Consider the following 22,308-nt stretch of genomic DNA (forward strand, 5'->3'; position numbering starts at 1 on the left):
CTGCTGTCCGCTATATCTGCTTCGTTCCTCAGCAGGATATCGCTTCCATCAGGGCTAAAGTAAAAATTTGTTTTGTAGAGGTTATACTATTTGGGAACCGCAAACTCAAAAAAAATGGTGTCCCTTATCATCGCCTTATGTAGATCACTATATCTAGTATCATATTCTCGAAAAGCGTGCCATGTTGAGTTAGCTTGGTACAATAAAATTCCTATAGAATCATTTAGGTATATATTATCAATATGTGATGCCCCTGTTGTAATAGGCCTTCTATAGATAGGTTCAGAATAAAATTTTAGAACTTTAACTTTCGAACCTTTAAAAACAAATGTTTTCTCACCCAATAAACGGAATTTTTTTGAACTATAAGTGTATGTTGAATCTCTATAATAAGTTAAGGTATCTGAATCATAAGTGTTAGTATAGATAAATACAGTCTTATGTGGATAAATGATTCGTTTTACTGACATTGTATCAAGTTCTCCAACTTTATCATGATTTTCCAGATTGGCACCAACATTAAAATAGGAACTGAGCAACCTTCGTTCTATCGTATATTCAGAAATTGATTTGATTTTATCTCTGGTTTTAGGCATTTTACTCTTTACTGTATCAGAACAGGAAAGAATCATAAAAGCTGAAATTAGCAAATAGGGAAATATTTTCATTCGATAAATCTATAAAAAACAATCAATATACAACAAAAAAAAACGGCCACTTCTCAGCAGCCGTTCTTGCAATAGTGATAAACAATTTATTTTCTGCTCCACTCATTGATAGAGTCCCTGTTCATTTTTGCGTAATCAGCGTTACCTGCTTTTTCAGATGCAGCAAGCGATTGTTTAGCCGTTTCGATGGCGCCTTTTTTGTCTCCAAGCTTGGCCTGAATCAATGATTTCTGCCTTAGGAAATAGAACGGCACATCATTAGCAGGAGATTTTGCAATAGCCTGGTTCATCCATACCAATGCTTTATTTTGGTCACCGTTCGACTGATAGTAGTACTGTGCAGCAGAGAAAAGGTCATTAGCCGACGGTCCGCTTATCGTAGCATCGATGCTTTGCATTGCCATTTTTTTGGTAGGCACCTCAAATTTAAGGGCAACCATTGTTTTTTCCCATGCGATCTCAAGGAAAGCGAAGTCATTGTCAAGTCCGTTTACACCTATTGTAAGTGTTTCTACAGGACGTGAAAGGAATTCCGGCTTAACCGATGCGCGCAGTACTTCTTTGCTGTCATCATATTTTTCAGGAAGCCCCCAGTTGTTTGTGTCGTTGTAAAAGATCACATCCCAGCTATCTGCTTTAGGTTGTGTATACAAAGCATAGTGGCCTGCTTTAAGCGTTTTTCCGGCAATTACCACATCATTGCTGAAGGTGATAATTGTGTTGGCATTAGCGCCCGTCCTCCACATTCTTCCGAATGGCACAAGCTCTCCGTATACCGACCTTCCTCTTGCACTTGGGCGGGAATATTCGATTTTAACATCTGTGAGGCCTACCTTCTGTTCTATGACAGCTTTTGGGCTCGCCTGAGGGGTTACGATCTGTGCCTGTCCGTTTACCATAAACGCCAGAATCAGGGCTGCGGTGATGAATATTTTTTTCATAATTCGTGTTTTTTATTAAAATGTTTGCAACTGCGAAATTAGTGATTAATGCTCGTACGATTGTTAAAAAAAGTTAAAATTACTTTGTAAATTTTAATTATTGTGGTTGTAGATTCCTAACTTCACCATCTGAATTATTTACTATATGCTATATACCTTCCATACAAAACAAAAGCTCCCTATATCATTGCAGGAAGCCTGGGATTTTATTTCCAATCCTAAAAACCTCGCCGTAATAACCCCGGATTCGATGGGATTCAAAACGCTTTCAGGTGATGACCGCGCGATGTATCCCGGACAGATCATCCATTATACCGTAACGCCGATGCTGGGTATTAAATTGCAATGGGTTACAGAAATCACTCATGTTGCAGACAAAAGTTTTTTTGTAGACGAACAACGCTTTGGTCCTTACTCCTTTTGGCATCACAAGCATTTTTTAAAAGAAATCCCGGGCGGCGTTGAGATGGAAGACATTGTGCATTATAAAATCCCAATGGGTTTTCTTGGCACGTTGGCACACCCGTTTTTAGTCAAGCCAAAACTGGAAGAAATTTTTGAATACAGGGAAAAGAAATTAATCGAATTATTTGGAGAATGGACAGCCAAGCAATAAACATATTCTGGTTTCGCCGCGACCTGCGGATAGATGACAACACAGGCCTTCATGAAGCGTTGGCTTCAGGAGAAAAAGTTTTGCCCATCTTTATTTTTGATGAGAATATCCTTGACGAACTTCCAAAAGATGATGCCAGGGTAACATTCATAATGGAGCTTTTGGGTTGTATCCAAAAGGTACTGGAAAAACACAACAGGTCGCTCGCTGTATTTCATGGTGACCCGGAGGCGGTATTGGAAAAATTGATTTCGGAACATTTTGTCAAATCCATCTATACGAATCATGACTATGAGCCGTATGCCCTGAAAAGGGATAAAGTTATTCATAAACTCTTAAGCGATAAAGGTGTTGGTTTTAAGACATTTAAAGACCAGGTTGTTTTTGAGAGGGCCGAAGTTGTAAAAGATGATGGCTCGCCGTATGTCGTGTATACCCCCTACATGAAACGGTGGAAAGAGCAATTCAAAAAAGAAGATTTGAAGCAATATGATATTCACCTGACTGCCGATAAAATTGCCGTTCACGACTACCCATTTTTAAATCTTGAAGACATCGGTTTTACTGAGTCGGTCATTAAGCCTGCACCGTATGATATCTCGAACGCGCTGATCGATAATTATGAAGGTACACGGAATTTCCCTGCAATTAATGGCACATCGGGATTGAGCCCTTACCTTAGGTTTGGTGCGGTAAGCATACGGGCACTGGTAAAAAAAGCCTCCGAAAGCAACAACAATACCTTTCTCAACGAATTGATATGGCGCGAATTTTTCATGCAGATTTTATGGCATTTCCCGGAAACGGTTACCAAAAGCTTCCGACCTAAATATGACAACGTGAAATGGTTACACGACGAAAGTAATTTTAAAGCCTGGTGTGAAGGGAAAACCGGGTATCCTATTGTGGACGCGGGTATGCGTGAGCTGAATGCTACGGGGTTCATGCACAACAGGGTCCGCATGGTCACAGCCAGCTTTTTATGCAAGCACCTGCTAATCGACTGGCGGAAGGGTGAAGCCTATTTCGCCAAAAAACTGTTGGATTATGAGCAGTCGAGCAATGTGGGCAACTGGCAATGGGCATCGGGAAGCGGTGTAGATGCTGCGCCTTATTTCAGGATATTCAATCCGTCGGAACAGGTTAAGAAATTCGATAAGGATCTCGAATATATAAAGAAATGGGTGCCTGAGTTCCAGGAAATGGACTACCTCCCTATTGTGGATCATAAAGAAGCGCGGGAACGGGCACTCAGGGTATATAAGGAAGCGGTAAGTTAAGCACACAACCCCCAAAGTGGGCACCGCTATTGCTACTCCCCCTTCGGGGGTTGGGGGGCTAATTTTTGTATCTTCTCAAAATCCAGTTTCCTTAAATCCGTAATAACTTTATCAGCCAGCGAAGTATCCTGTCCCATGGAATGTTCGCTTTTATAACCAATACAATACACACCGGCAGCCTTTGCGGCCTTTATGCCGTTGGTGCTGTCTTCAATTATAACGCATTCTTCTTTGGTAAAACCCGACCTTTCAACAGCCTCAAGGAAAATGGCAGGATTAGGCTTGGAAAACTCGAAATCCTCGCCGCTTATCGTCGCGTCAAAATAAGGATGCAGGCCAAACCGTGTAAATACCTTCTCTATTTTTCTTTTAGATGCCGAAGAAGCCAGTAATAGCTTCATGCCGTTAGTATGCAAATTGACGATTAGGTCTTTTACGCCCGGAAGCAGCGCCAGGTCTTCGGCTTTATCAAAAGCCTCAAAATAATATTTGTATTTTTCTTCCAATAGCTCTTCATGGGTCTTTTCTATAGGATAAAGATCCTTTAGCTTCTGGATGATATTCTTATCGGAGTTACCAATGAAGGTAGCATACACATCATCAGGTACGGTAATGCCCAAAGCTTTATACATCTTTTGGTTGGCGCCATAGCCTATCGGCTCCGTGTTTACCACTACCCCATCCATATCGAATATTACGCTTTTTTCATAGCATTTCAGATTTCAGAATTTAGATTTCAGATTGAGCTGCACAGTAAGGATTAGCCTGAAAACTATTTCAGGTTCTTTATCTTTTCGTAGTTAAGTTCATTAAAATGGCTTATCACCATATCCGCTTCGGCCAGTTCCTGCAGTATTGCATTCTCGCTTTTATAGCCAATACAAAAAATACCTGCGGCTTTGGCGGCTTTAATTCCGTTGGTGCTGTCTTCGATCACGATGCATTCTTCTATTGGTGAACCGGAAAGTTCGGCTGCCTTCTCAAAAATGGCAGGGTGTGGTTTTGACTTCGGGAAATCTTCTCCACTCACGATATGCGAGAAATACGGATAAAGGTCAAATCGTCTGAATACCCTGCCAATAGTGACTTTGGCAGAAGATGATGCCAATACAAGCTGCATTCCTTTGCTGTGCAGGTCGACGATCAGGTCCTTTACTCCGGGCAGCAGGTCGAGGTCTTCTTTCTGGTCGAAAGCATTATTGAAAAGCTCCCTCTTATAGTCTACCAAGCCATCCACTTCATCCAGTAATTGAAAAGTTTCTTTTAGTTTTTGGTAGACATTTTTGGTGGAGTTGCCTGTAAATGTGGCATACATTTCATCGGAAACATCAACGCCCAAATGCTTAAAGTGCTTTTGGTAGGCAAAATAGTGAACAGGTTCGGTATCAACGATCACCCCGTCCATATCGAAAATAACGGTATTTATCATAATTGGCTTAAAATGCAAAAATACGCTATAGCCCCTGAATTTTTTATTTTTTATTTTCTATTTATGATTTGCCTTTTGGAATATGTTATTTGCTATTTGGGATTTACCCAATTAAACCTTTTGGCGTAACTTTAGTCAAATAACAAACGTTTCAAACTTGCAGGACGAAAAGGCATTTATAGCGGAACTGCTCAACCCCATAACGCAAAACACTGCGTTCAGGCAGCTTGTATCACAATACAGCAGGCCGTTGTACAGCCATATACGGAATATTGTACTCGACCATGATGACACGGACGACGTATTGCAAAATACTTTTATCAAGGTTTTCCAAAACCTGAAGAACTTTAAGGGCGAAAGCAAGCTGTTTTCCTGGGTTTACCGCATTGCCACTAATGAGGCGATTACGTTTATCACTTCCAAAGCGAAGAAAAGTAACATAAGTAACGAAGAAGTGAACCAGAAAGCACTGGAAAACCTGCAAGCTGATGATTATTTTGAGGGAGACGCATTGCAGCTAAAGCTCCAACAGGCGGTTGCCACGCTGCCCGAAAAGCAACAGCTTGTCTTTAAGATGAAATATTTTGAAGACCTGAAATATGAAGATATATCAGAGATAACGGGCACATCGGTTGGGGCGCTTAAAGCTTCTTACCACCATGCGGTTAAAAAAATAGAAGATTACATCAATACACATTAAACCTTTTACGAATATATAAGTCTTATTGCTATGAACGATTTCAGATTAGATAAAGAACCTAAAATAACCACAGGATTTAAAGTTCCCGATGCTTATTTTGACAGCTTTACCGAAAGGCTTATGCAGCAGCTTCCGCAACAGGAAGTACGGGTAATACCGCTCTATAAGAGGAAGCCGGTATGGCTATCTGCCGCGGCCTCGTTTATCATCATGTTTATGCTGGGTATTTTCTTTACAACGAATACTGCCACGCCACAGCCTGATGATGCCGAAATAGAAAGTTATCTTACATACCATGCGGGCATGAGTTCGTATGACCTGATGCAGCACCTTGATACGCAGGATATTGCCGAGCTCGAGCAGTCTATCCCAGTGAGCGACGAAGCCATTGAAGAATATCTTTCGGATGAATCTATAGACCTAAACGAATAACTATGAAAATGAAGCTGATACTACCGTTATTATTAGTGTTTTCCCTGGGCGCTTTTGCACAGGGCGGCAAAGACAGGAAAGAGAAATGGCAGCAAATAAAAGCCCTAAAAGTATCGTTCCTGACCACCGAATTGAAACTTACGGCTGAGGAGTCGGAAAAATTCTGGCCCGTTTATAATGCTTACGAAGAAAAACAATACAGGATAAAGCACGACAAAATGCGCCCGCTTATTAAAAAAATAGATGAGACAGGCCCCGATAAAATGTCTGAAAAGGATGCGTTATCCTACCTTGAGCAATTGGAAGATGCAGATGAAGAATTGTTTAACCTTCGTAAAAAGCTCGTAGCCGATATGAAACCCCTGATTGGGCCGGCAAGAGTGCTGAAGCTTAAAAAGGCTGAAGAAGATTTCAATAAGAAACTCCTCAGTAAATACAAGGAAAAAAAATAAGATTAGATAAATAGTTTGGTTAAATAGGGAGCTTCGGTTCCCTTTTTATATTATTTTATTTTAAACGCAGCATGCCATATTTTAAAATACAATAGATGGCATAAATGCCATCTTTCCAGCCAATCTTTTTTCCTTCGTCATAGGTCCTTCCGTAATACGAGATGCCTACTTCGTAAATCCGGATCTTTTTCAGCCTGGAAATTTTGGCGGTTACCTCAGGCTCAAAACCGAAACGCTTCTCTTTCAATACAAGTGTTTTTAGTATTCTGGCATCAAAGAGCTTATAGCAGGTTTCCATATCCGTTAAATTCAGATTGGTGAACATATTGGAGAGGAACGTTAGAAACCTGTTCCCTATTGTATGCCAAAAAAACAGTACCCTGTGCGGGTTTCCACCCATGAACCGTGATCCGTAAACAACATCGGCATGTCCATCTAATACAGGCCGGAGTAGCAGGTTGTATTCATTCGGGTCATATTCAAGGTCGGCATCCTGGATAACTATATAATCGCCCGAAGTATTGGCAATTCCGGTGTGCAGGGCTGCCCCCTTTCCTTTATTGGTACTATGGAGGAAAAAGAGAATGCCCATTTCAGGATTTTTGGATATGTAATTATTTATTATGTCTACTGTGTCATCGGAAGAACGGTCATCGACTATCACTACTTCTTTAGAAATACCATCAGGTAAAGTAACCTTTTTAATTTTGTCAAGGATAAGATGAACTGTTTTTGCTTCGTTATAAACGGGTATTATTATAGATAATTTTCTCATTTATTCCGGGATATGTTTTTTTGTTTTATCAGCGTATGTTTTACCAATAAGCAGGATGGCAAAGGGAAAAAAAACGATATGGAAACGGTCACCCTGCTGGCATGATATGCCCGAAACCGCAATATTACATAGAATGAAAAGGCTCATCAAAGTATAGATATCAGGCCGCCTGCGCGTACGGAAACAGCAATACAATGCAAGGAAAGAGCCAAGCACTGTAAAAAACCTGTTTTGGTATTTTGAAATAATGCTCATTAAATTCTTTGCAGTTTCAAAATAGCTTGTACCGTTAAGGTTTTTGCAGACATTAATACAGTCGCTCGGGGATTTTGTATTATCTGCGAGATTCAGTAAATACGCTTTTATAAGGTTTATCTTATTATTTTTCAACTGTTCAACAGCATCGTTTACCGCTGTTTCTTTTTGCAAAGGAAAGGGCAGGCTTAGCATATATCTGGCCCTTGCATTGGCTTGAACAAATTCCTCATTTGTATTCAACAATTTAGCTCTGTTTCCCAAATAATTATAGTAGGTAACCCCGTCAATGTAGCTCAGTGTAAAATCGCCATATTCCTGCCTTACCATTAAGCACTGAAATATAATAAGACTCATAGTTACATAAATTAGAATGGCACTCCTGTTAAGTACATTTTTTAAGAGCTTTCTGCTGAAATATAACATGATAAGTATACAAAATAATTTTGCTCCCGGCTTTATGAGAATCGCAAAAAGTAAAATACTGATCGATAATGATAAAAAATAAAAAGACCTGCGGGAGTAATATCTGTCGATAAAATAAAAAGATAAGAGCATTATGAATGTAAATAGGCTCTCTGTCAGGAGGTGAAAATTAGTGAATAATGGACCTAATGCTGAGTAGAAAATTAAGGAAAAAGCGAAAGCCATTTTATCAGATAAGGATTTTTTTAAAAAACTGAAAAGCAACAATGCGGACGCTAGCCATGCAATTACATTAATCACGAGGCTAAAGTTGTAAACGGAGGTATCATCGCCTCCAAAAAGATAAGGCAGACCCGTAATAGCTGCCATTCCCAAGGGCCTGTAATAATGTGCTTTAAAATTGTGGTAAAGAAAATCAGCAGATTCCCTGTAATTATCCGAATCGGAATAAATTACGTTTTGATTTTTTATTTGGAGTATTTCGTTAAGTAAAGAAATCCAGACAATACCTATGAACACTAGCAGTATTTGGTACCTATACCTAAATAAAAAACCTTTCATCTGTAATTTTTGCGTAAAAATAGCTTTTTTTAAGGAATTTTTTACAAGTTCTGGAGCCAGTTAAATAATTGCTGATTTAATTTAGCCTCAAACGTAAAATCTTTTTCTGCCCGGCAATTATAAATGTTTTTGCATCAGCAAAACGCAGGGTATGGTAGTTCTTTTCATCGAATATTTTTTTCCACGTAGCACCACGGTCATAGGAATAAAAGATTCCAGAAGGGCCTACTGTCATAAGCTCATCGCCATTGCTTCCGGGAACAAACTGTACACACGAAGCATATCCGAAGCTTTCTCCATCTGCAACCTTTTCCCAGGTCTTACCGCCGTCTTGGGTAATTATCTTATTACCTGTATTGGCATCTAATTTTTCGTAATTACCGCCTACAGCAAAGCCGATCTCATCATCATAAAAATCAGCAGAGAATATTCCTGTCATTTCGCTACCCTGCACTATCGGCGTATCATATACTTCCCAGCTTTTCCCTTTATCAGCCGAAAAGAAAACACGTGATTTCTTTCCTCCTGACACAATCCAGGTATTGCCGCTTTTCACAATAAGGTTAGTATTGCTAGCCGCAAAAGCCGCCTCGCCCTCCACGACCTTTAGCATTGTCCCACATCTGATCTTTTTCCAGGTTTCCCCGCCGTCTGAGGTAATGATCACCGAAAGGCAGCCATCTGTAGGGTCGCCCATCGCTATACCTTCTTTGTCATTGTAAAACTGCATACTGTCGTAGAACACCTTCTCCCCTGTTTCAGAATAAACTTCCTTACTAGTCTTTCCGTCTTTGGAAATTTTATAGAGCATGGCCGGTGTACCGACATTCAGTATAAAAATATCATTCTTAGTTTGCGCGATAGCCCTGAATTCAGGAAACAACGTGTCTTTTGAAATCACACCGCTAAAGTTTTTTCCGCCACTAAGCGACACCCAGCCATATTTGCCCATACTTGCGGCATACCAGGCTTTATCGCCATCGATCGTAATGGCCCGGATGCTAATCTCCTCATTCAGGAGCGTATCTGCTTCAACGATTGTAAATGAGGGTTTGTAGTCTTTTTTCTCTTCTTTTTTGCACGACAATAATGCCGCAGCAAACAACAATATCAAAAGGCTTTTTTTCATGGTTTTGGTGTTTATAGTGCTAAAGTAATAATTTAACACCGATGCCCGCGTTAAAGGATTTTATATATTTACGAAAACAAACCTATGAAAGCAATTGCCCGACTGGTTATATGCCTGCTTACGCTGCCCTGCTTTGCGCAAACCGCAACGCTTAAATTCCTGGCGGGATTTGGCGAAGCCCCCAACGGTTATAATACGGAATTTTCTTTGGCTATCAATGGCAAGATTTATAATGTTACCGATAGCATTCCCCAAACGATACACCTTTCCAAAAAAGGCCTTGACAAATGCTCAGCTATTATAGGTAAAGACACGCTGCATTTCGTAGCAAAATTCAGGAAGGGCGAAACCTATATTGTGCGGCCGGGCTGTTGCTGTGCTTTCTTTACATTAGAACCCGAAAACAATCCAAAACGCGGCACTATAAGCTTTAAAAATAAGACCAAGGAAAACCTGCTAATTATTGCTGCCGAAGCCAATAATGAAGACGTAGCCCCGGGTAAAACTAAAACAGAATTCACTTATGAATCAGCCATGTGTATGTTCAAGCCCTGCTCGATAGTAATTGCCAAGACCGCTTATAACGACCCGAAATACAATTACCATAATGATGGTAGGGATTACGATATCTTATGGAAAGAGCAGGGAAAATATGTTGTCGACAGTACCTTTTTCCATTTTATGCATGGCGAAAGAATTAGTGTTTCCCTTGATAAAAAAGGAGAAATGACAATAAAGCTGGACGGGTATCTTAGCCCGGAAGAACACCTGAAATTTTGATTTAAACCATTGATAACCAACAAATATTATGAGAAAAATTATCTTTACACTAAGCTTACTATTCACAATTGCGATGGGCTACACACAATCATTACCGGATTATGATGCAATACCCCTAAAGGCTGAGGGCGATTATAAGCCGGCTGAAGGCGCTGCATTGCAGGCTTCGAACTATCTCTTATCAATTCCGGTAAGAACAGATACTGTCGAAGAAGCAAAAAGCGCTGCCTTCATGATCAAATGGATGATGGGTACGCCGGATTACACCTTTTCTATGGAAAGTACCGAAGAGATCATGGGCAATGATGATAATATTATGACAATATATATGGCGGCGATGACGAAATTCTGCCTTGAGAATAAGAGCCTGGCCAAAGATCAGGCGGCTGTTAAGATTGGCACATGGAAAATTATTGCCGATTATATTGATAACCCTGCACATAAAGTAAAGCAGACTAAAAAGATGAAAAAGCTTATTGAAGCAAATAAATCCGGCAAACTTGAAGAATTCCTGAAAGATAAGTAATTATGAAACGAAAGCAATTATTGTTGTTACTCTGCCTGATAAGCTTTTTCAGCTATAGCCAGGGGCTTACCATACCCCAATGGGAAAAGTTGGAACAATACAATATTATAGATGACAGCCTGCTCTCTCATGCTGAAAGAACATTGGAATACACAATCGCCCCAAAAGATTGCTACAAGTTTATCCCTAATGAAGACGCAACAAAGTTCATAGCCTTTTTCGTCAACAGTGCTCATGATGCCGGTTATGAAAGGCTGACACGGTTTGGTGGCACATTCCAGACAGAGACGGGCGGCAACGGCAACTATTACTATGGCTATGTGTTGTGGGGAATGCAATACGAAGGCAAATGGTATTTTGACAAGGACGATGAGCACAAATTTTATAGTGAGAATACAAAGTCGGCCAAAAAAAATTTCCTGATTAACAGGGTGACCTATCATAAATTTTTCCCGAAAGGACAGGCTTTTTGGAATGGCAAAGGAGGCAATATGTTTGCGATGATGGAAAAAGGAAATCCTTATGCCGATGATTATCCGGGGGTTCCCGAACTGGTTGCAAGGGCAAAGACGCGTTCCGTAGCATTAGACAGGATGGCGCGCAACGAGCGGACGGAAGCATTTGCCTGCAACTACCAGGACAGCCTCTGGAATGCGCTGCATACGGCACATCCCATGAATTATACCAAAAGATACAAAGGAAAATACATGGAAAATTATTGCATGGTACTATACAACCCGGACGGCAACAGTATTTTGATGCCTTTAGTGTATTACAACGATCACGGGGAAATCTGGCTGCGCTACTTTTATCTGAAAAGGACCGGTACCCGGAACAGCCTTTACAAATGGAATAAATTTGAACACAGGCAGGTAAACAGGCCGGAGGGCGATGAATCGCTTCAGATTGTACACGATATCCGGACGATCATAAAAAATTGGGGATGGGGCACACAAAACATGATCAGCACCCCTTCTTTCTGGCAAGATAATTTTAAGGAAACAGACCTGATTCCTATCCCCTGATTAGTCTGATGATCTAAAAATCCAACAATCTAAAATACTTATATCTGCCTGTTCTTTCCGTCCAGCAAATAGATCCATATCATTCTTGAAAGCCTGAAATTAAAGGTGCTAAGCAGTATAGACATTATCCCAATAAGCACTATCATTGTTATGATTTCCTTCACAAAAAAGTGTGCTAAAAGAAAGAACACGATCATCTCACCTACCGTTACCGCATAACTTACGAACATCGACCCGAAGAAATAGCCGGGCTCTTTTTCAAATTTATGATTGCAAACAGGGCAGTGCTCATTCATCCTCGGCATTTTGAACAGCAACGGGTTACCTTTCGAACTGAACACTTTTCCTTTTCCACATTTTGGACATTTCTCTGTTAAAATTCCTACTATTGCTGACATATTATTTTTTTGGTAAATTTACAACTAATAACCCCAACAGGCCATATCATATTTACGCAGAAATTTGTACTTTTCGGACATTTGAGGATAAAAAAGACATTCGGAATGGATAAGGTTAATGTACTCCGTATACATCAGTTCGATGAAGGCCATGAAGCGGAGGAATTTTACGCCAATACATTGCAGGAACATCTCCGCACACGCCATAAGGATATTGCGCTGCCCCACTCCCACGACTTTTACCTGGCTATACTTTTTACAAAAGGCAACGGTATCCACGAAATTGATTTTACGACATACGAAGTAAAACCCGGCGCACTCTTCTTTTTGAATCCGGGACAGACGCATCATTGGGAACTTTCTCAGGATACAGAAGGTTACATCTTCTTCCACTCGCAGGCTTTTTATAACCTGCACTATACCCATAGCCGACTCAACCGCTTCCCGTTCTTTTTCAGTATGCACCAGTCGCCGGCGCTTTATCCCAATACCCAGTCATTGGAAAAGATAAGCCTGCTGTTTCGCACGATCCTTGAAGAATACACCAACAGCAATATCCTCAAAAAAGAAGCTGTTATCGGCCTTGTAGACCTTACCTATATTGAAGCCTCAAGAATATATCCCGAATATGAAGCGGATACAAACAGCGCCCAAAACAATTATTATAACAGGTTCAGGGAATTTGAGGCGTTGGTAGAAGATAATTACCGCCAAATGAAATCGCCATCACTCTATGCCTCCATGATGGCCGTTACATCGCGGCACCTGAACCGTATTACGCAGTCGGTCGTGGGTAAATCGGCCAGTGAAGTAATAACAGACCGTGTTCTGCTGGAAGCCAAAAAAATGTTGGTGCTGCAGAAGAAAAGCTTCAGCGAAATTGCGATCGGGCTTGGTTATTTGGATTATGGTTATTTCTCGCGTCTCTTTAAAAAAAAGACAGGAGAAACACCATCGGAGTTTTTGGGTAGGTATGGGAAACGATAGTTATCCACTGTTGCACCGTCACTGCGAGGAGGAACGACGAAGCAGTCTTTCCAAGGGACCAAATAAAGATCGCTTCGTGCCTCGCGATGACAGAGCCGACAGGCATTTGTAGTGCATTTATTCCAAAAGAACCCATCACTCCCGACCAGCACGAAATTCCCTAAAAATTCAATACCTTTGCGGTTCAATTTTTTACAATGAGATTACACAGGAATTTAGTTTTTACGGTTATTGACTCCCTTGGGTTCATTTTTAACGATGGTGAGTATGCCGATAAGGTTGTTGCCCGAGCCCTTAAGAAAGACAAGCGCTGGGGCAGCGCCGACCGCAAATTTGTTGCCGAAACAATATATGAGATAGTACGCTGGAAAAGGCTTTATGTTGAGATAGCCGAAGTAAAAGAACCGTATGACCGTGATAACCTGTGGCGTATTTTTGCCGTATGGGCTGTGCTTCGCGGCATTACCCTGCCGGATTGGAAATACTTTGAAGACACACCTTTACGCCGCATAAAAGGCCGCTTTGATGAACTTTCAAAAATACGAAAATACCGCGAATCGATACCCGACTGGATGGATGAGCTTGGCGTAAAAGAGCTTGGCGAAAAGAAATGGGAGAAAGAGCTTGCTGCACAAAACGAGCAGGCCAAAGTAATACTTCGTGTAAATACCCTGAAGACTACACGTGAAAAGCTAAGGGCTATCTTGATGGACCTTAACATTGACACCGAAGCCCCGAAAGAATATCCTGACGCATTAGTATTAAAGGAAAGGGCGAATGTTTTCCTTACCGATGCTTTTAAGGAAGGATTGTTTGAGGTCCAGGATGCATCATCGCAAATGGTGGCACGCTTCCTTGAGGTAGAACCCGGGATGCGCGTAGTAGATACCTGTGCCGGTGCGGGAGGAAAAACCCTGCATATGGCTTCCCTTATGGAGAACAAAGGCCAGCTTATTGCAATGGACCTTTATGAAAGCAAGCTAAAACAGCTCAAGATACGCGCGAAACGTGACGGCGCCTTTAATATCGAATACCGTATTATCGACAGTACCAAAGTCATTAAGAAACTTCACGAGAAAGCCGACCGCGTGCTTATAGACGCACCCTGCAGCGGCCTCGGCGTACTGAAAAGGAACCCTGACAGCAAATGGAAACTACAGCCCGAATTTATTGACAATATCAGGAAGACACAGGCTGAAGTCCTGGAAAGTTACTCTAAAATTGTGAAGCCGGGCGGGAAGCTGGTATATGCTACGTGTTCTGTGTTACCTTCTGAAAATCAGGAACAGGTTAAGAATTTTTTAACGACAGAGATAGGCAAGGAGTTTACCTTTGTAAAAGAAAACAAGATCCTTGCGTCCGAAAGCGGTTTTGACGGCTTTTATATGGCCTTGCTGGAACGGAAAAAATAAATATGATCTGATGTTAAATTTCAGGTAGTGTGGAAATTATCGCCTACATTTGACGTCCTAAAAATATGCAATGAAAAAAATAATTACCCTCTTATTAGCTACAGTCTCTGGTGTAGCGCTTGCACAGGATGGAGCACCTGCTTCGCCCTACTACAATGGATTTAATTTTAACCAAGGTGGTATGGCCCTGAAAAGCGCCCTTGCAACCAAGATTACAAGCACGCATACCAAGCAGCTTTCATACCAGGAGGCTGAAAACGCTATAAAAATTGTCGACCTGGATCCGGCTGATGGCACGCATACCAATCTTTTCCTGATCTATGGCTTTAGCAGCAACCTTTGCCCGGCATCTTCATCTGATGACAAAGACCACAGGAGAAGGAATAAAGAAATGGATGATGACGGTACCGCTGCATCATGCCTTTGGAACAGGGAGCATACGTACCCGAAAGCACTTGGAAATCCCGATCTTGGCACTTCAGGACCGGGCGCCGATGTGCACCACATAAGGGCAAGCGACAAAAAACGCAATGGCGACAGGAATAATGATAAATTTTTTGACGGTTCGGGAAATTCATTTGAAACGGGCGAACAATGGTACCCTGGCGACGAGTGGAAAGGCGATATCGCAAGGATGATGATGTACATGTACCTTCGCTATGGTAACCAGTGCCTTCCTAAAAATGTAGGCACGGGCGCTACAGTTGCTTCCGATACCAATATGCTTATGCTTTTCCTTGAGTGGAATGCAGAAGACCCTGTATCGCAGTACGAAGACAACAGGAATACCTACCTTGGCAATGCCGGTAATACTTACGGACAAGGCAATAGGAACCCGTTTATAGACAATCCTTACCTCGCTACACTAATATGGGGCGGGCCGGTAGCGCAGGATCGTTGGGGTATTGCAGGTGTAGAGGATATCCTTGCAGCCACAGTATCGGTATATCCTAACCCGGCAGTGAATAATGAAATAAACATCTATTCTGAAACTGAAATAGACGAAATACAGCTCATCAACCTTAATGGCCAGCTGATACAATATATCCAGCATCCGCAGCAGGATAACAATACCTACAAAGTGAATAATCTTCCTCAGGGCTTCTACCTTCTGAAAGTGGTTGCTGATGAGAAATCGCTCACTAAGAAAATTGTAGTGAACTAACAGAAAGCCTATCTACTGAAATGCCCCCAAATATTAAAACTATTTGGGGGCATTTTTTTTAAAGCAGGTTGATAAAGCTATTAGCTTGCATTTCTTTTGTGTGCAATAGTTGGCCGAAGCACTATACAATGTATACCTTTTTAAAAAAACATACATTATGGGCCTTATCTAATTTTACCGGACCGAATTAAATTAAAAAGAATGAGCCCGATAAACTACCGGGCTCACTATAATCAAATTTAAATATAGATCTGTCAAAAACTTTTTACCTACTATAATAATTGAGGTTTCCTTTATCCGCGTATCAGCTTTTTGTATTTGATACGCTTCGGTGTCAAATCACCGCCAAGGCGTTTTTTCTTGTTCTCTTCATATTCAGAGAAGCTGCCTTCAAAGAAATACACTTCCGAGTTACCTTCGAATGCAAGTATGTGCGTACATACCCTGTCGAGGAACCACCTGTCGTGGGATATTACCACTGCACAGCCTGCAAAGTTTTCCAAACCTTCCTCAAGCGCACGGAGCGTATTGATATCAAGGTCGTTGGTAGGCTCATCCAGAAGCAATACGTTACCTTCTTCTTTCAGGGTAATAGCTAGGTGCAGCCTGTTCCGCTCCCCACCTGACAGTGTATTTACTTTCTTATTCTGGTCACTTCCGCTAAAGTTAAAACGGCTCAGGTAAGCACGTGAATTTACCTGCCTGCCGCCCATCATGATAAGTTCCTGCCCATCGCAGAAGTTTTCCCAGATTGTTTTATTAGGGTCGATGTTGGAGTGCGACTGGTCAACATAGGCTATCTTCACAGTTTCACCTACGGTAAACTCTCCTTTATCCGGCTCCTGCTCTCCCATTATCATCCTGAATATAGTAGTTTTACCCGCACCGTTCGGCCCGATGATACCTACTATACCTGCTTGTGGCAATGTAAAGTTCAGGTTGTCATACAGCAATTTATCGCCGTATGCTTTGGCAACGCCTTTGGCTTCGATAACATTGGTACCAAGCCTTGGCCCGTTAGGTATGTATATTTCGAGTTTTTCGTCAAGCTCTTTCTGGTCTTCGTTCAATAGCCTGTCGTAGTTTTGCAAACGGGCTTTCTGTTTTACCTGACGGCCTTTCGCTCCCTGGCGTACCCAGTCAAGCTCGCGCTCAAGGGTCTTCCTGCGCTTGGAAGCGGTTTTCTCCTCCTGCTCCATACGCTTCGACTTTTGGTCAAGCCATGACGAGTAGTTGCCTTTCCACGGAATGCCTTCTCCCCTGTCGAGCTCCAGTATCCAGCCTGCCACATTATCAAGGAAATAACGGTCGTGCGTTACGGCAATCACCGTTCCTGCATAATGCTGTAAGTGCTGTTCAAGCCATAGTACGCTCTCGGCATCAAGGTGGTTGGTAGGCTCATCCAGCAAAAGCACGTCCGGCTGTTGCAGCAATAGGCGGCATAAAGCCACACGCCTTTTCTCCCCGCCCGAAAGCACATTTATAGGTGTATCCGGCTCCGGCGTACGAAGGGCATCCATCGCTATCTCGAGCTTCGTATCCAGTTCCCATGCACCCGAAGCATCGATCCTGTCCTGCAATTCTGCCTGGCGGTCCATCAGTTTCTGCATCTTATCGGCATCCTCATATACTTCCGGGTCGCCAAAGCTGTCGTTTATTTTATTGAATTCATCTAAAAGGGCAACCGTTTCGGCAACACCTTCGCGAACTACCTCGATTACTGTTTTGGTTTCATCAAGCAATGGCTCCTGCTCCAGGTAACCCACGGTATATCCGGGTGCGAAAACCACATCGCCCTGGAAATTTTTATCTACTCCGGCAATGATCTTTAACAGTGACGATTTACCGGAGCCGTTAAGACCCAGGATACCAATTTTGGCACCGTAGAAAAAGCTCAGGTAAATATCTTTTAAAACCGGCTTTTGTGCGCCGGGATACGTCTTGCCCACACGGGACATCGAAAATATTACTTTCTTATCGTCTGACATTATATTGATTATTTAATAACAAAGATAGTTTTTAAAGCAATAAAAGCAAATCGTGTTTTCGTCAAATGTTTGTACCTTTATCCTATTATGAGCAGCATAATTTATACTTTACCGGAAGGCTTTACTACAGGTACTGATGATACCCTTATCTATTTTTACACGAACGACAGGCCGTCTGAAAAGAATAAAGTCGTGTTTACTAAAAACATGCTTTGCCTGCTACAAAATGGCATAAAGGTAGTGCACACCGCTAACGGTAAAGAAATCGTTACCAATGAAGAAGTGTTGATGCTGGCAAGTGGCAGCATTTTAATGTCGGAGCAAACTGTGGCAAATAAATATGAGGCTATCCTTATTTTCTTTGGCAACAAAACGCTGTCCGATTTTTGTGCCAAACGCAGATTGTCCTTTAATGAAAAATCACCTTCCAAATCCATCTTTAAAGTTCCGCAGGATAGCTTCCTTAAAAATTTTTGCCTGTCCTTAAAGCTTTTAAAGGAACAGGGGAATAGCGAGATGAATGAGGTTAAAATACAGGAGGTACTCAATTACATCAGTACTACCTCTCCTGATATTTTCAATCGTTTTGTAGGGCAGGCACTGGCAGGCAAAAGCGATATCAAAATTAAACAGGTGGTCGGGCTGAATTTACACAATGGGCTTACCACAGAAGAACTCGCTTTTCTATGCGATATGAGCGTTTCTACATTCAAGAGGCATTTTGCAGCTCTTTATAATATGCCTCCGCAAAAATATTTCCTGCAGCAAAAAATGGACCAGGCGAAGTTGCTGCTTTCATTGCAAAAGCGCCCCTCGGAAATCTACGCTGAGCTGGGTTATGAAAACCTCTCGGCATTCAGCAATGAATTTAAAAAGCATTTTGGGCTGTCGCCAAAGCAGTTCCAAACCGAGAATGGCCCGGGAGAAAAAGCTTTTGGACTTCCGGAGCAACAATTTTTTAAAGATGTTCCTGCAACTTTGTAAAAAAAACAGACAATGGAAGGTTACCTTGAAAGCACGATCAAACAATTTGAATATTATAAATTGCTGGGAGAAAAAACATTTGCCCAATTGCCGGATGACAAGCTGTTCTGGCAATATAACGACGATAGCAACAGCATTGTCATAATAGTAAAGCATCTTTCGGGCAACATGCTAAGCCGGTGGACCGATTTTTTAACCACAGATGGTGAAAAAGAATGGCGTGACCGCGATGGCGAATTTGAGAATGACATTGCCACAAAGGAGGAAATGCTGCAAAAATGGGATAATGGCTGGAAAGTTTTATTGGATACCCTGAAATCCCTGACGGAAGATGATCTTTCAACAATCATTTATATCCGGAACCAGGGCCATACGGTTATGGAAGCTATCAACAGGCAGCTGGCGCACTACCCTTACCACATTGGGCAGATTGTTTTTATTGGGAAAATGGGAGCAGCACATTGGAATTCACTCTCTATCCCGAAAGGAAACTCAAAGGAATTTAATGCGCAAAAATTTTCTCAGCCAAAACATAAGCAGCACTTTACAGACGAATACCTGAACGATGAGGAAATTACAATATAAATTATACCCGTCCCTTAAGTGAGCTGAATACCCATGCTATGGCAAAAAAGCCTACACCCACTGCCGAAAAACCCCATCCTGCCACATCGGCGTAGCGGTACACACCCAGGCCAATCAACAGTAATCCCATTATTATCATTATAAAGGTAGCCCACCCAAGAATAGTATTCTTATTCATTCCCATGATTATCTTTTCAGTTTAGCCTGCAAATATCGGGATTATATCCTTAATTAAAAATCTTAACCAGCATCTCTTTTAGCAAATCGGATTGCGGGATGGCATTTGAACCAACCCCCTTGCTCTTTACATCTATATCACGAAGGGTCGCAACAATCCCGCTGACTTTTTTCATGGGATAATTGCGTAGTGCAATATCGTAGTCCTTAACGAAGTAAGGGTTTATTTTCAGGGTTTTAGCCACATTGCCGGGGTTTTTATCTTTCAATCCGTGGTATTGCAGCAATTGCGAAAAGAACCCGAACACAAGCCCTGTGGTCATAACCAATGGATTATCTTTAGGGTTTTGCGAAAAGTATTCGGCAATCTTATAGGCCTTCAGCTCATTTCGTTCCCCTATCGCTTTACGGAACTCGAACACATTATAATCTTTGCTGATGCCTATATTATCTTCGATTACTTGTGGTGTGATTGTACTGCCTGGTGGAAGGATAATCGTAAGCTTTTCCAGTTCATTGCTGATGCGGCTCAGGTCATTCCCCAAAAACTCAACAAGCATTGCAGCAGCTTTTGGCTCGATTCCGTAATTTTTCCCGGAAAGCAGGCGCTTTATCCAGTCGCCTACCTGATTGTCGTACATTTTTTTGCTTTCATAAACAACACCTGCTTTTTCAAGCATTTTGGTCACTTTCTTGCGCTTGTCGAGGGTTTTGTATTTATAGGCAAAAACCAGCACGGTAGTTGGCTGCGGGTTTTCGGCATAGCTCTCGAGCTTTTCTATGTTGCGGGAAAGTTCCTGTGCTTCTTTAACAATAACCACCTGCCTGTCGGCCATCATGGGGTACCGCTTGGCACTGGATATAACATCCTCGATACTCACATCCTTTCCGTATAGCACCATTTGGTTGAAGCCTTTCTCCTCTTCGGTAAGAATATTGTTTTCAATATATTCGGTAAGCCTGTCGATATAGTAAGGCTCCTCCCCCATTAAAAAATAAATGGGCTTTATGTTGCCCTGCTTTATATCGTTTACAATCTTTACAACTTCGTCCATGCGGCTTTTTAAAACATTTATTGATGGTACAGTCAAAAATCATAAATTTGCCTGATGCAAAAGCTGAATTTTCCCGACTATACATTCCGTTTCAAAAATAGTGAAAATAAGGTCGCTATCTTTGACGAAATCCGTAAAAAATTTGTTGTCCTGACACCCGAGGAATGGGTACGCCAGCATGTAGTCCGTTTTCTGCTGGAGCAGAAAAACTACCCAAAATCGCATATCAACGTAGAGAAAATAATTAAAATAAACGGTTTAACCAAACGATACGATGCCGTTGTTTTCCAGCCTGATGGAACGATATTTTTATTGGTAGAATGCAAAGCGCCGGGGGTGCCCATTTCGCAAAACACCTTCGACCAGATCGCGCGTTATAACATGACCGTAAATGCCATGCACATGATGGTTACCAACGGGCTAAATCATTACTTTTGCCAAATGGACCACGAGGAGGAAAAATACATCTTCCTTCCCGACCTTCCTGAATACACACCCAATTTATGAAAAGCATCGCAGTCGTAATATTAAACTGGAATGGTAAAGGCCTGCTCGAGCAGTTCCTGCCTTCGGTCATGTCACATTCTGAAGTTGCAGCGATCTACGTTGCCGATAACGCCTCAACTGATGATTCTATAGCTTTTGTAAAAGCAAATTACCCGGCAATACATATCATTCAGAACAACGGCAACTTTGGGTATGCAAAAGGCTATAACGACGCACTTGCCAATGTTGAAGAAGAGATTTATGCCCTTGTTAATTCAGATGTAGAAGTTACCGAAGGCTGGCTGGAACCTGTCATTGAACTTTTTGAACAAGATCCTGAAACTGCTATTATCCAGCCCAAAATACTGGATTATAAAAACAAAACGCACTTTGAATATGCAGGCGCTGCAGGCGGCTTCATTGACAAGTATGGCTACCCTTTTTGCAGGGGCAGGATATTCGATACAATAGAGGAAGACAACGGCCAATATGATGATATTACAGAAATATTCTGGGCATCAGGTGCCTGCTTTTTCATAAGGAAAGATGTGTACAGAGAATTGGCGGGATTCGACGAAGATTTTTTTGCGCACCAGGAAGAGATCGACCTGTGCTGGCGGGCCTTTAACCTGAATTATAAAGCCCGTTTTTGCCATAAGTCGGTAATTTACCATGTGGGAGGAGCAACGTTGAATAGCATCAATCCACGCAAAACGTATCTTAACTTCCGGAATTCACTTTGGATGATCGTGAAAAATGTTCCCGCGCTACAGCTGTTTCCTGTACTGTTTATGCGGATGCTGCTTGATGGTCTGGCCGGGATACGATTTTTATCCAAAGGGCAGGCGGCACATTTTGGCGCAATTTTAAAAGCACATTTCTCTTTTTACATAAAGTTTTTTCATTTTATAAATAAAAGGAAATCAAATAAGTACAAAAATTACTACAAGACAAAGAGTATTGTTTGGGCTTATTTTATAAAAGGCGGCAAGGTGTTTGATAAAAATTTTAACAATAGTTTATAGACAAACGCGTTATTATTTATTCATGTAATTCTTAAATTTGTTAAAATTTTA

26 protein-coding genes are annotated in these 22,308 nt (G+C 41.6%); 15 read left to right on the forward strand and 11 right to left on the reverse strand.

Translation table 11 applies throughout. The annotated features are described in order from the left end of the window. Positions 1–86: 86 nt before the first annotated feature. Positions 87–668 (reverse strand): hypothetical protein, encoded by a 582-nt coding sequence (locus AAEO56_RS09925; protein ID WP_341696894.1) that lies wholly within the window; start codon positions 666–668, stop codon positions 87–89. 86 nt (positions 669–754) lie between these two features. Then, positions 755–1,609 (reverse strand): DUF2911 domain-containing protein, encoded by an 855-nt coding sequence (locus AAEO56_RS09930; protein ID WP_341696895.1) that lies wholly within the window; start codon positions 1,607–1,609, stop codon positions 755–757. Between the two features lie 145 nt (positions 1,610–1,754). Here AAEO56_RS09930 and AAEO56_RS09935 point away from each other — a divergent pair, with 145 nt between their 5' ends. Both AAEO56_RS09935 and AAEO56_RS09940 read left to right on the forward strand, forming a co-directional pair. Continuing rightward, entirely contained in the window at positions 1,755–2,225 is a 471-nt protein-coding gene (locus AAEO56_RS09935; RefSeq protein WP_341696896.1) for an SRPBCC family protein, read from the forward strand. Beyond that, the gene (locus AAEO56_RS09940; RefSeq protein WP_341696897.1) at positions 2,207–3,505 is read left to right on the forward strand and encodes a cryptochrome/photolyase family protein; all 1,299 of its coding nucleotides are present in this window, start codon (positions 2,207–2,209) and stop codon (positions 3,503–3,505) included. Before AAEO56_RS09935 ends, AAEO56_RS09940 begins: the two co-directional genes overlap by 19 nt. 32 nt (positions 3,506–3,537) lie before the next feature. Here the strand turns inward: AAEO56_RS09940 and AAEO56_RS09945 are convergent, their stop codons facing one another. Together AAEO56_RS09945 and AAEO56_RS09950 are read right to left on the reverse strand one after the other, a co-directional pair. Beyond that, a complete protein-coding gene (locus tag AAEO56_RS09945; RefSeq protein ID WP_341696963.1) occupies positions 3,538–4,224 on the reverse strand; it encodes an HAD family hydrolase in 687 nt (228 codons plus the stop codon). Between the two features lie 53 nt (positions 4,225–4,277). After that, on the reverse strand, positions 4,278–4,934 hold the full coding sequence (locus AAEO56_RS09950) for an HAD family hydrolase (RefSeq protein WP_341696898.1): 657 nt from the start codon (positions 4,932–4,934) through the stop codon (positions 4,278–4,280). A gap of 157 nt (positions 4,935–5,091) precedes the next feature. On the opposite strand from AAEO56_RS09950, the gene AAEO56_RS09955 reads away from it, so the two are divergent. Genes AAEO56_RS09955 through AAEO56_RS09965 form a run of 3 tightly spaced genes read left to right on the forward strand, consistent with a single transcriptional unit; the run spans position 5,092 to position 6,518 of the window. Next, the gene (locus AAEO56_RS09955; RefSeq protein ID WP_341696899.1) at positions 5,092–5,634 is read left to right on the forward strand and encodes an RNA polymerase sigma factor; all 543 of its coding nucleotides are present in this window, start codon (positions 5,092–5,094) and stop codon (positions 5,632–5,634) included. Positions 5,635–5,664: 30 nt separating this feature from the next. Beyond that, a complete protein-coding gene (locus AAEO56_RS09960; protein ID WP_341696900.1) occupies positions 5,665–6,066 on the forward strand; it encodes a hypothetical protein in 402 nt (133 codons plus the stop codon). A gap of 8 nt (positions 6,067–6,074) precedes the next feature. Then, on the forward strand, positions 6,075–6,518 hold the full coding sequence (locus AAEO56_RS09965) for a sensor of ECF-type sigma factor (protein ID WP_341696901.1): 444 nt from the start codon (positions 6,075–6,077) through the stop codon (positions 6,516–6,518). Positions 6,519–6,573: 55 nt separating this feature from the next. Here the strand turns inward: AAEO56_RS09965 and AAEO56_RS09970 are convergent, their stop codons facing one another. From AAEO56_RS09970 to AAEO56_RS09980, 3 genes are all read right to left on the reverse strand, one after another. Further along, positions 6,574–7,293, reverse strand: coding sequence for a glycosyltransferase family 2 protein (locus AAEO56_RS09970; protein ID WP_341696902.1), 720 nt, complete (start codon positions 7,291–7,293; stop codon positions 6,574–6,576). Continuing rightward, positions 7,294–8,535 carry a hypothetical protein gene (locus AAEO56_RS09975; RefSeq protein WP_341696903.1) on the reverse strand — a complete coding sequence of 414 codons (1,242 nt, stop codon included), beginning with the start codon at positions 8,533–8,535 and terminating at the stop codon, positions 7,294–7,296. It lies immediately after the preceding gene. A gap of 76 nt (positions 8,536–8,611) precedes the next feature. Beyond that, complete coding sequence (locus AAEO56_RS09980; RefSeq protein ID WP_341696904.1) at positions 8,612–9,664, reverse strand: WD40/YVTN/BNR-like repeat-containing protein; 1,053 nt, start codon at positions 9,662–9,664, stop codon at positions 8,612–8,614. 84 nt (positions 9,665–9,748) lie between these two features. Here AAEO56_RS09980 and AAEO56_RS09985 point away from each other — a divergent pair, with 84 nt between their 5' ends. Genes AAEO56_RS09985 through AAEO56_RS09995 form a run of 3 tightly spaced genes read left to right on the forward strand, consistent with a single transcriptional unit; the run spans position 9,749 to position 11,995 of the window. After that, positions 9,749–10,444 carry a hypothetical protein gene (locus AAEO56_RS09985; RefSeq protein WP_341696905.1) on the forward strand — a complete coding sequence of 232 codons (696 nt, stop codon included), beginning with the start codon at positions 9,749–9,751 and terminating at the stop codon, positions 10,442–10,444. A 28-nt stretch (positions 10,445–10,472) separates the two neighbouring features. Further along, positions 10,473–10,970: a hypothetical protein gene (locus tag AAEO56_RS09990; RefSeq protein WP_341696906.1), complete on the forward strand. Its 498-nt coding sequence runs from the start codon at positions 10,473–10,475 to the stop codon at positions 10,968–10,970. A gap of 2 nt (positions 10,971–10,972) precedes the next feature. Next, positions 10,973–11,995: a hypothetical protein gene (locus AAEO56_RS09995; protein WP_341696907.1), complete on the forward strand. Its 1,023-nt coding sequence runs from the start codon at positions 10,973–10,975 to the stop codon at positions 11,993–11,995. Between the two features lie 38 nt (positions 11,996–12,033). Here AAEO56_RS09995 and AAEO56_RS10000 read toward each other — a convergent pair whose 3' ends face one another. Further along, complete coding sequence (locus AAEO56_RS10000; RefSeq protein WP_341696908.1) at positions 12,034–12,393, reverse strand: DUF983 domain-containing protein; 360 nt, start codon at positions 12,391–12,393, stop codon at positions 12,034–12,036. A gap of 105 nt (positions 12,394–12,498) precedes the next feature. On the opposite strand from AAEO56_RS10000, the gene AAEO56_RS10005 reads away from it, so the two are divergent. The 3 genes from AAEO56_RS10005 to AAEO56_RS10015 all read left to right on the forward strand — a co-directional run bounded on the left by AAEO56_RS10005 (position 12,499) and on the right by AAEO56_RS10015 (position 15,957). Continuing rightward, a complete protein-coding gene (locus tag AAEO56_RS10005; RefSeq protein WP_341696909.1) occupies positions 12,499–13,380 on the forward strand; it encodes an AraC family transcriptional regulator in 882 nt (293 codons plus the stop codon). Positions 13,381–13,577: 197 nt separating this feature from the next. Then, positions 13,578–14,792 (forward strand): RsmB/NOP family class I SAM-dependent RNA methyltransferase, encoded by a 1,215-nt coding sequence (locus AAEO56_RS10010; RefSeq protein WP_341696910.1) that lies wholly within the window; start codon positions 13,578–13,580, stop codon positions 14,790–14,792. Between the two features lie 70 nt (positions 14,793–14,862). Further along, on the forward strand, positions 14,863–15,957 hold the full coding sequence (locus tag AAEO56_RS10015; RefSeq protein ID WP_341696911.1) for an endonuclease: 1,095 nt from the start codon (positions 14,863–14,865) through the stop codon (positions 15,955–15,957). A 293-nt stretch (positions 15,958–16,250) separates the two neighbouring features. On the opposite strand, the gene ettA is transcribed toward AAEO56_RS10015, so the two are convergent. Continuing rightward, the gene (ettA, locus tag AAEO56_RS10020; protein ID WP_341696912.1) at positions 16,251–17,945 is read right to left on the reverse strand and encodes an energy-dependent translational throttle protein EttA; all 1,695 of its coding nucleotides are present in this window, start codon (positions 17,943–17,945) and stop codon (positions 16,251–16,253) included. 87 nt (positions 17,946–18,032) lie between these two features. On the opposite strand from ettA, the gene AAEO56_RS10025 reads away from it, so the two are divergent. After that, complete coding sequence (locus AAEO56_RS10025; protein WP_341696913.1) at positions 18,033–18,929, forward strand: helix-turn-helix domain-containing protein; 897 nt, start codon at positions 18,033–18,035, stop codon at positions 18,927–18,929. 12 nt (positions 18,930–18,941) lie between these two features. Further along, positions 18,942–19,514, forward strand: coding sequence for a DUF1572 family protein (locus AAEO56_RS10030; protein WP_341696914.1), 573 nt, complete (start codon positions 18,942–18,944; stop codon positions 19,512–19,514). Between the two features lies 1 nt (position 19,515). Here AAEO56_RS10030 and AAEO56_RS10035 read toward each other — a convergent pair whose 3' ends face one another. Beyond that, positions 19,516–19,698 carry a CAL67264 family membrane protein gene (locus AAEO56_RS10035; RefSeq protein ID WP_257868009.1) on the reverse strand — a complete coding sequence of 61 codons (183 nt, stop codon included), beginning with the start codon at positions 19,696–19,698 and terminating at the stop codon, positions 19,516–19,518. Positions 19,699–19,741: 43 nt separating this feature from the next. Beyond that, a complete protein-coding gene (gene holA, locus AAEO56_RS10040) occupies positions 19,742–20,746 on the reverse strand; it encodes a DNA polymerase III subunit delta (protein ID WP_341696915.1) in 1,005 nt (334 codons plus the stop codon). 54 nt (positions 20,747–20,800) lie between these two features. Here holA and AAEO56_RS10045 point away from each other — a divergent pair, with 54 nt between their 5' ends. Both AAEO56_RS10045 and AAEO56_RS10050 read left to right on the forward strand, forming a co-directional pair. Next, positions 20,801–21,253, forward strand: coding sequence for a type I restriction enzyme HsdR N-terminal domain-containing protein (locus AAEO56_RS10045; protein WP_341696916.1), 453 nt, complete (start codon positions 20,801–20,803; stop codon positions 21,251–21,253). Next, on the forward strand, positions 21,250–22,257 hold the full coding sequence (locus AAEO56_RS10050; protein ID WP_341696917.1) for a glycosyltransferase family 2 protein: 1,008 nt from the start codon (positions 21,250–21,252) through the stop codon (positions 22,255–22,257). The genes AAEO56_RS10045 and AAEO56_RS10050 overlap by 4 nt, the downstream gene beginning before the upstream one ends. The last annotated feature ends 51 nt before the right edge of the window (positions 22,258–22,308 follow it).

This window comes from Flavobacterium arundinis, assembly GCF_038289855.1.
Lineage (GTDB): Bacteria > Bacteroidota > Bacteroidia > Flavobacteriales > Flavobacteriaceae > Flavobacterium > Flavobacterium arundinis.

Excerpts from the sequence above, each read along its gene's own strand:
- AAEO56_RS09925 (WP_341696894.1), bottom strand. The coding sequence starts at position 668 with ATGAAAATATTTCCCTATTTGCTAATTTCAGCTTTTATGATTCTTTCC.
- AAEO56_RS09930 (WP_341696895.1), bottom strand. The coding sequence starts at position 1,609 with ATGAAAAAAATATTCATCACCGCAGCCCTGATTCTGGCGTTTATGGTA.
- AAEO56_RS09935 (WP_341696896.1), top strand. The coding sequence starts at position 1,755 with ATGCTATATACCTTCCATACAAAACAAAAGCTCCCTATATCATTGCAG.
- AAEO56_RS09940 (WP_341696897.1), top strand. The coding sequence starts at position 2,207 with ATGGACAGCCAAGCAATAAACATATTCTGGTTTCGCCGCGACCTGCGG.
- AAEO56_RS09950 (WP_341696898.1), bottom strand. The coding sequence starts at position 4,934 with ATGATAAATACCGTTATTTTCGATATGGACGGGGTGATCGTTGATACC.
- AAEO56_RS09960 (WP_341696900.1), top strand. The coding sequence starts at position 5,665 with ATGAACGATTTCAGATTAGATAAAGAACCTAAAATAACCACAGGATTT.
- AAEO56_RS09965 (WP_341696901.1), top strand. The coding sequence starts at position 6,075 with ATGAAGCTGATACTACCGTTATTATTAGTGTTTTCCCTGGGCGCTTTT.
- AAEO56_RS09970 (WP_341696902.1), bottom strand. The coding sequence starts at position 7,293 with ATGAGAAAATTATCTATAATAATACCCGTTTATAACGAAGCAAAAACA.
- AAEO56_RS09975 (WP_341696903.1), bottom strand. The coding sequence starts at position 8,535 with ATGAAAGGTTTTTTATTTAGGTATAGGTACCAAATACTGCTAGTGTTC.
- AAEO56_RS09980 (WP_341696904.1), bottom strand. The coding sequence starts at position 9,664 with ATGAAAAAAAGCCTTTTGATATTGTTGTTTGCTGCGGCATTATTGTCG.
- AAEO56_RS09985 (WP_341696905.1), top strand. The coding sequence starts at position 9,749 with ATGAAAGCAATTGCCCGACTGGTTATATGCCTGCTTACGCTGCCCTGC.
- AAEO56_RS09990 (WP_341696906.1), top strand. The coding sequence starts at position 10,473 with ATGAGAAAAATTATCTTTACACTAAGCTTACTATTCACAATTGCGATG.
- AAEO56_RS09995 (WP_341696907.1), top strand. The coding sequence starts at position 10,973 with ATGAAACGAAAGCAATTATTGTTGTTACTCTGCCTGATAAGCTTTTTC.
- AAEO56_RS10000 (WP_341696908.1), bottom strand. The coding sequence starts at position 12,393 with ATGTCAGCAATAGTAGGAATTTTAACAGAGAAATGTCCAAAATGTGGA.
- AAEO56_RS10005 (WP_341696909.1), top strand. The coding sequence starts at position 12,499 with ATGGATAAGGTTAATGTACTCCGTATACATCAGTTCGATGAAGGCCAT.
- AAEO56_RS10010 (WP_341696910.1), top strand. The coding sequence starts at position 13,578 with ATGAGATTACACAGGAATTTAGTTTTTACGGTTATTGACTCCCTTGGG.
- AAEO56_RS10015 (WP_341696911.1), top strand. The coding sequence starts at position 14,863 with ATGAAAAAAATAATTACCCTCTTATTAGCTACAGTCTCTGGTGTAGCG.
- ettA (WP_341696912.1), bottom strand. The coding sequence starts at position 17,945 with ATGTCAGACGATAAGAAAGTAATATTTTCGATGTCCCGTGTGGGCAAG.
- AAEO56_RS10025 (WP_341696913.1), top strand. The coding sequence starts at position 18,033 with ATGAGCAGCATAATTTATACTTTACCGGAAGGCTTTACTACAGGTACT.
- AAEO56_RS10030 (WP_341696914.1), top strand. The coding sequence starts at position 18,942 with ATGGAAGGTTACCTTGAAAGCACGATCAAACAATTTGAATATTATAAA.
- AAEO56_RS10035 (WP_257868009.1), bottom strand. The coding sequence starts at position 19,698 with ATGGGAATGAATAAGAATACTATTCTTGGGTGGGCTACCTTTATAATG.
- holA (WP_341696915.1), bottom strand. The coding sequence starts at position 20,746 with ATGGACGAAGTTGTAAAGATTGTAAACGATATAAAGCAGGGCAACATA.
- AAEO56_RS10045 (WP_341696916.1), top strand. The coding sequence starts at position 20,801 with ATGCAAAAGCTGAATTTTCCCGACTATACATTCCGTTTCAAAAATAGT.
- AAEO56_RS10050 (WP_341696917.1), top strand. The coding sequence starts at position 21,250 with ATGAAAAGCATCGCAGTCGTAATATTAAACTGGAATGGTAAAGGCCTG.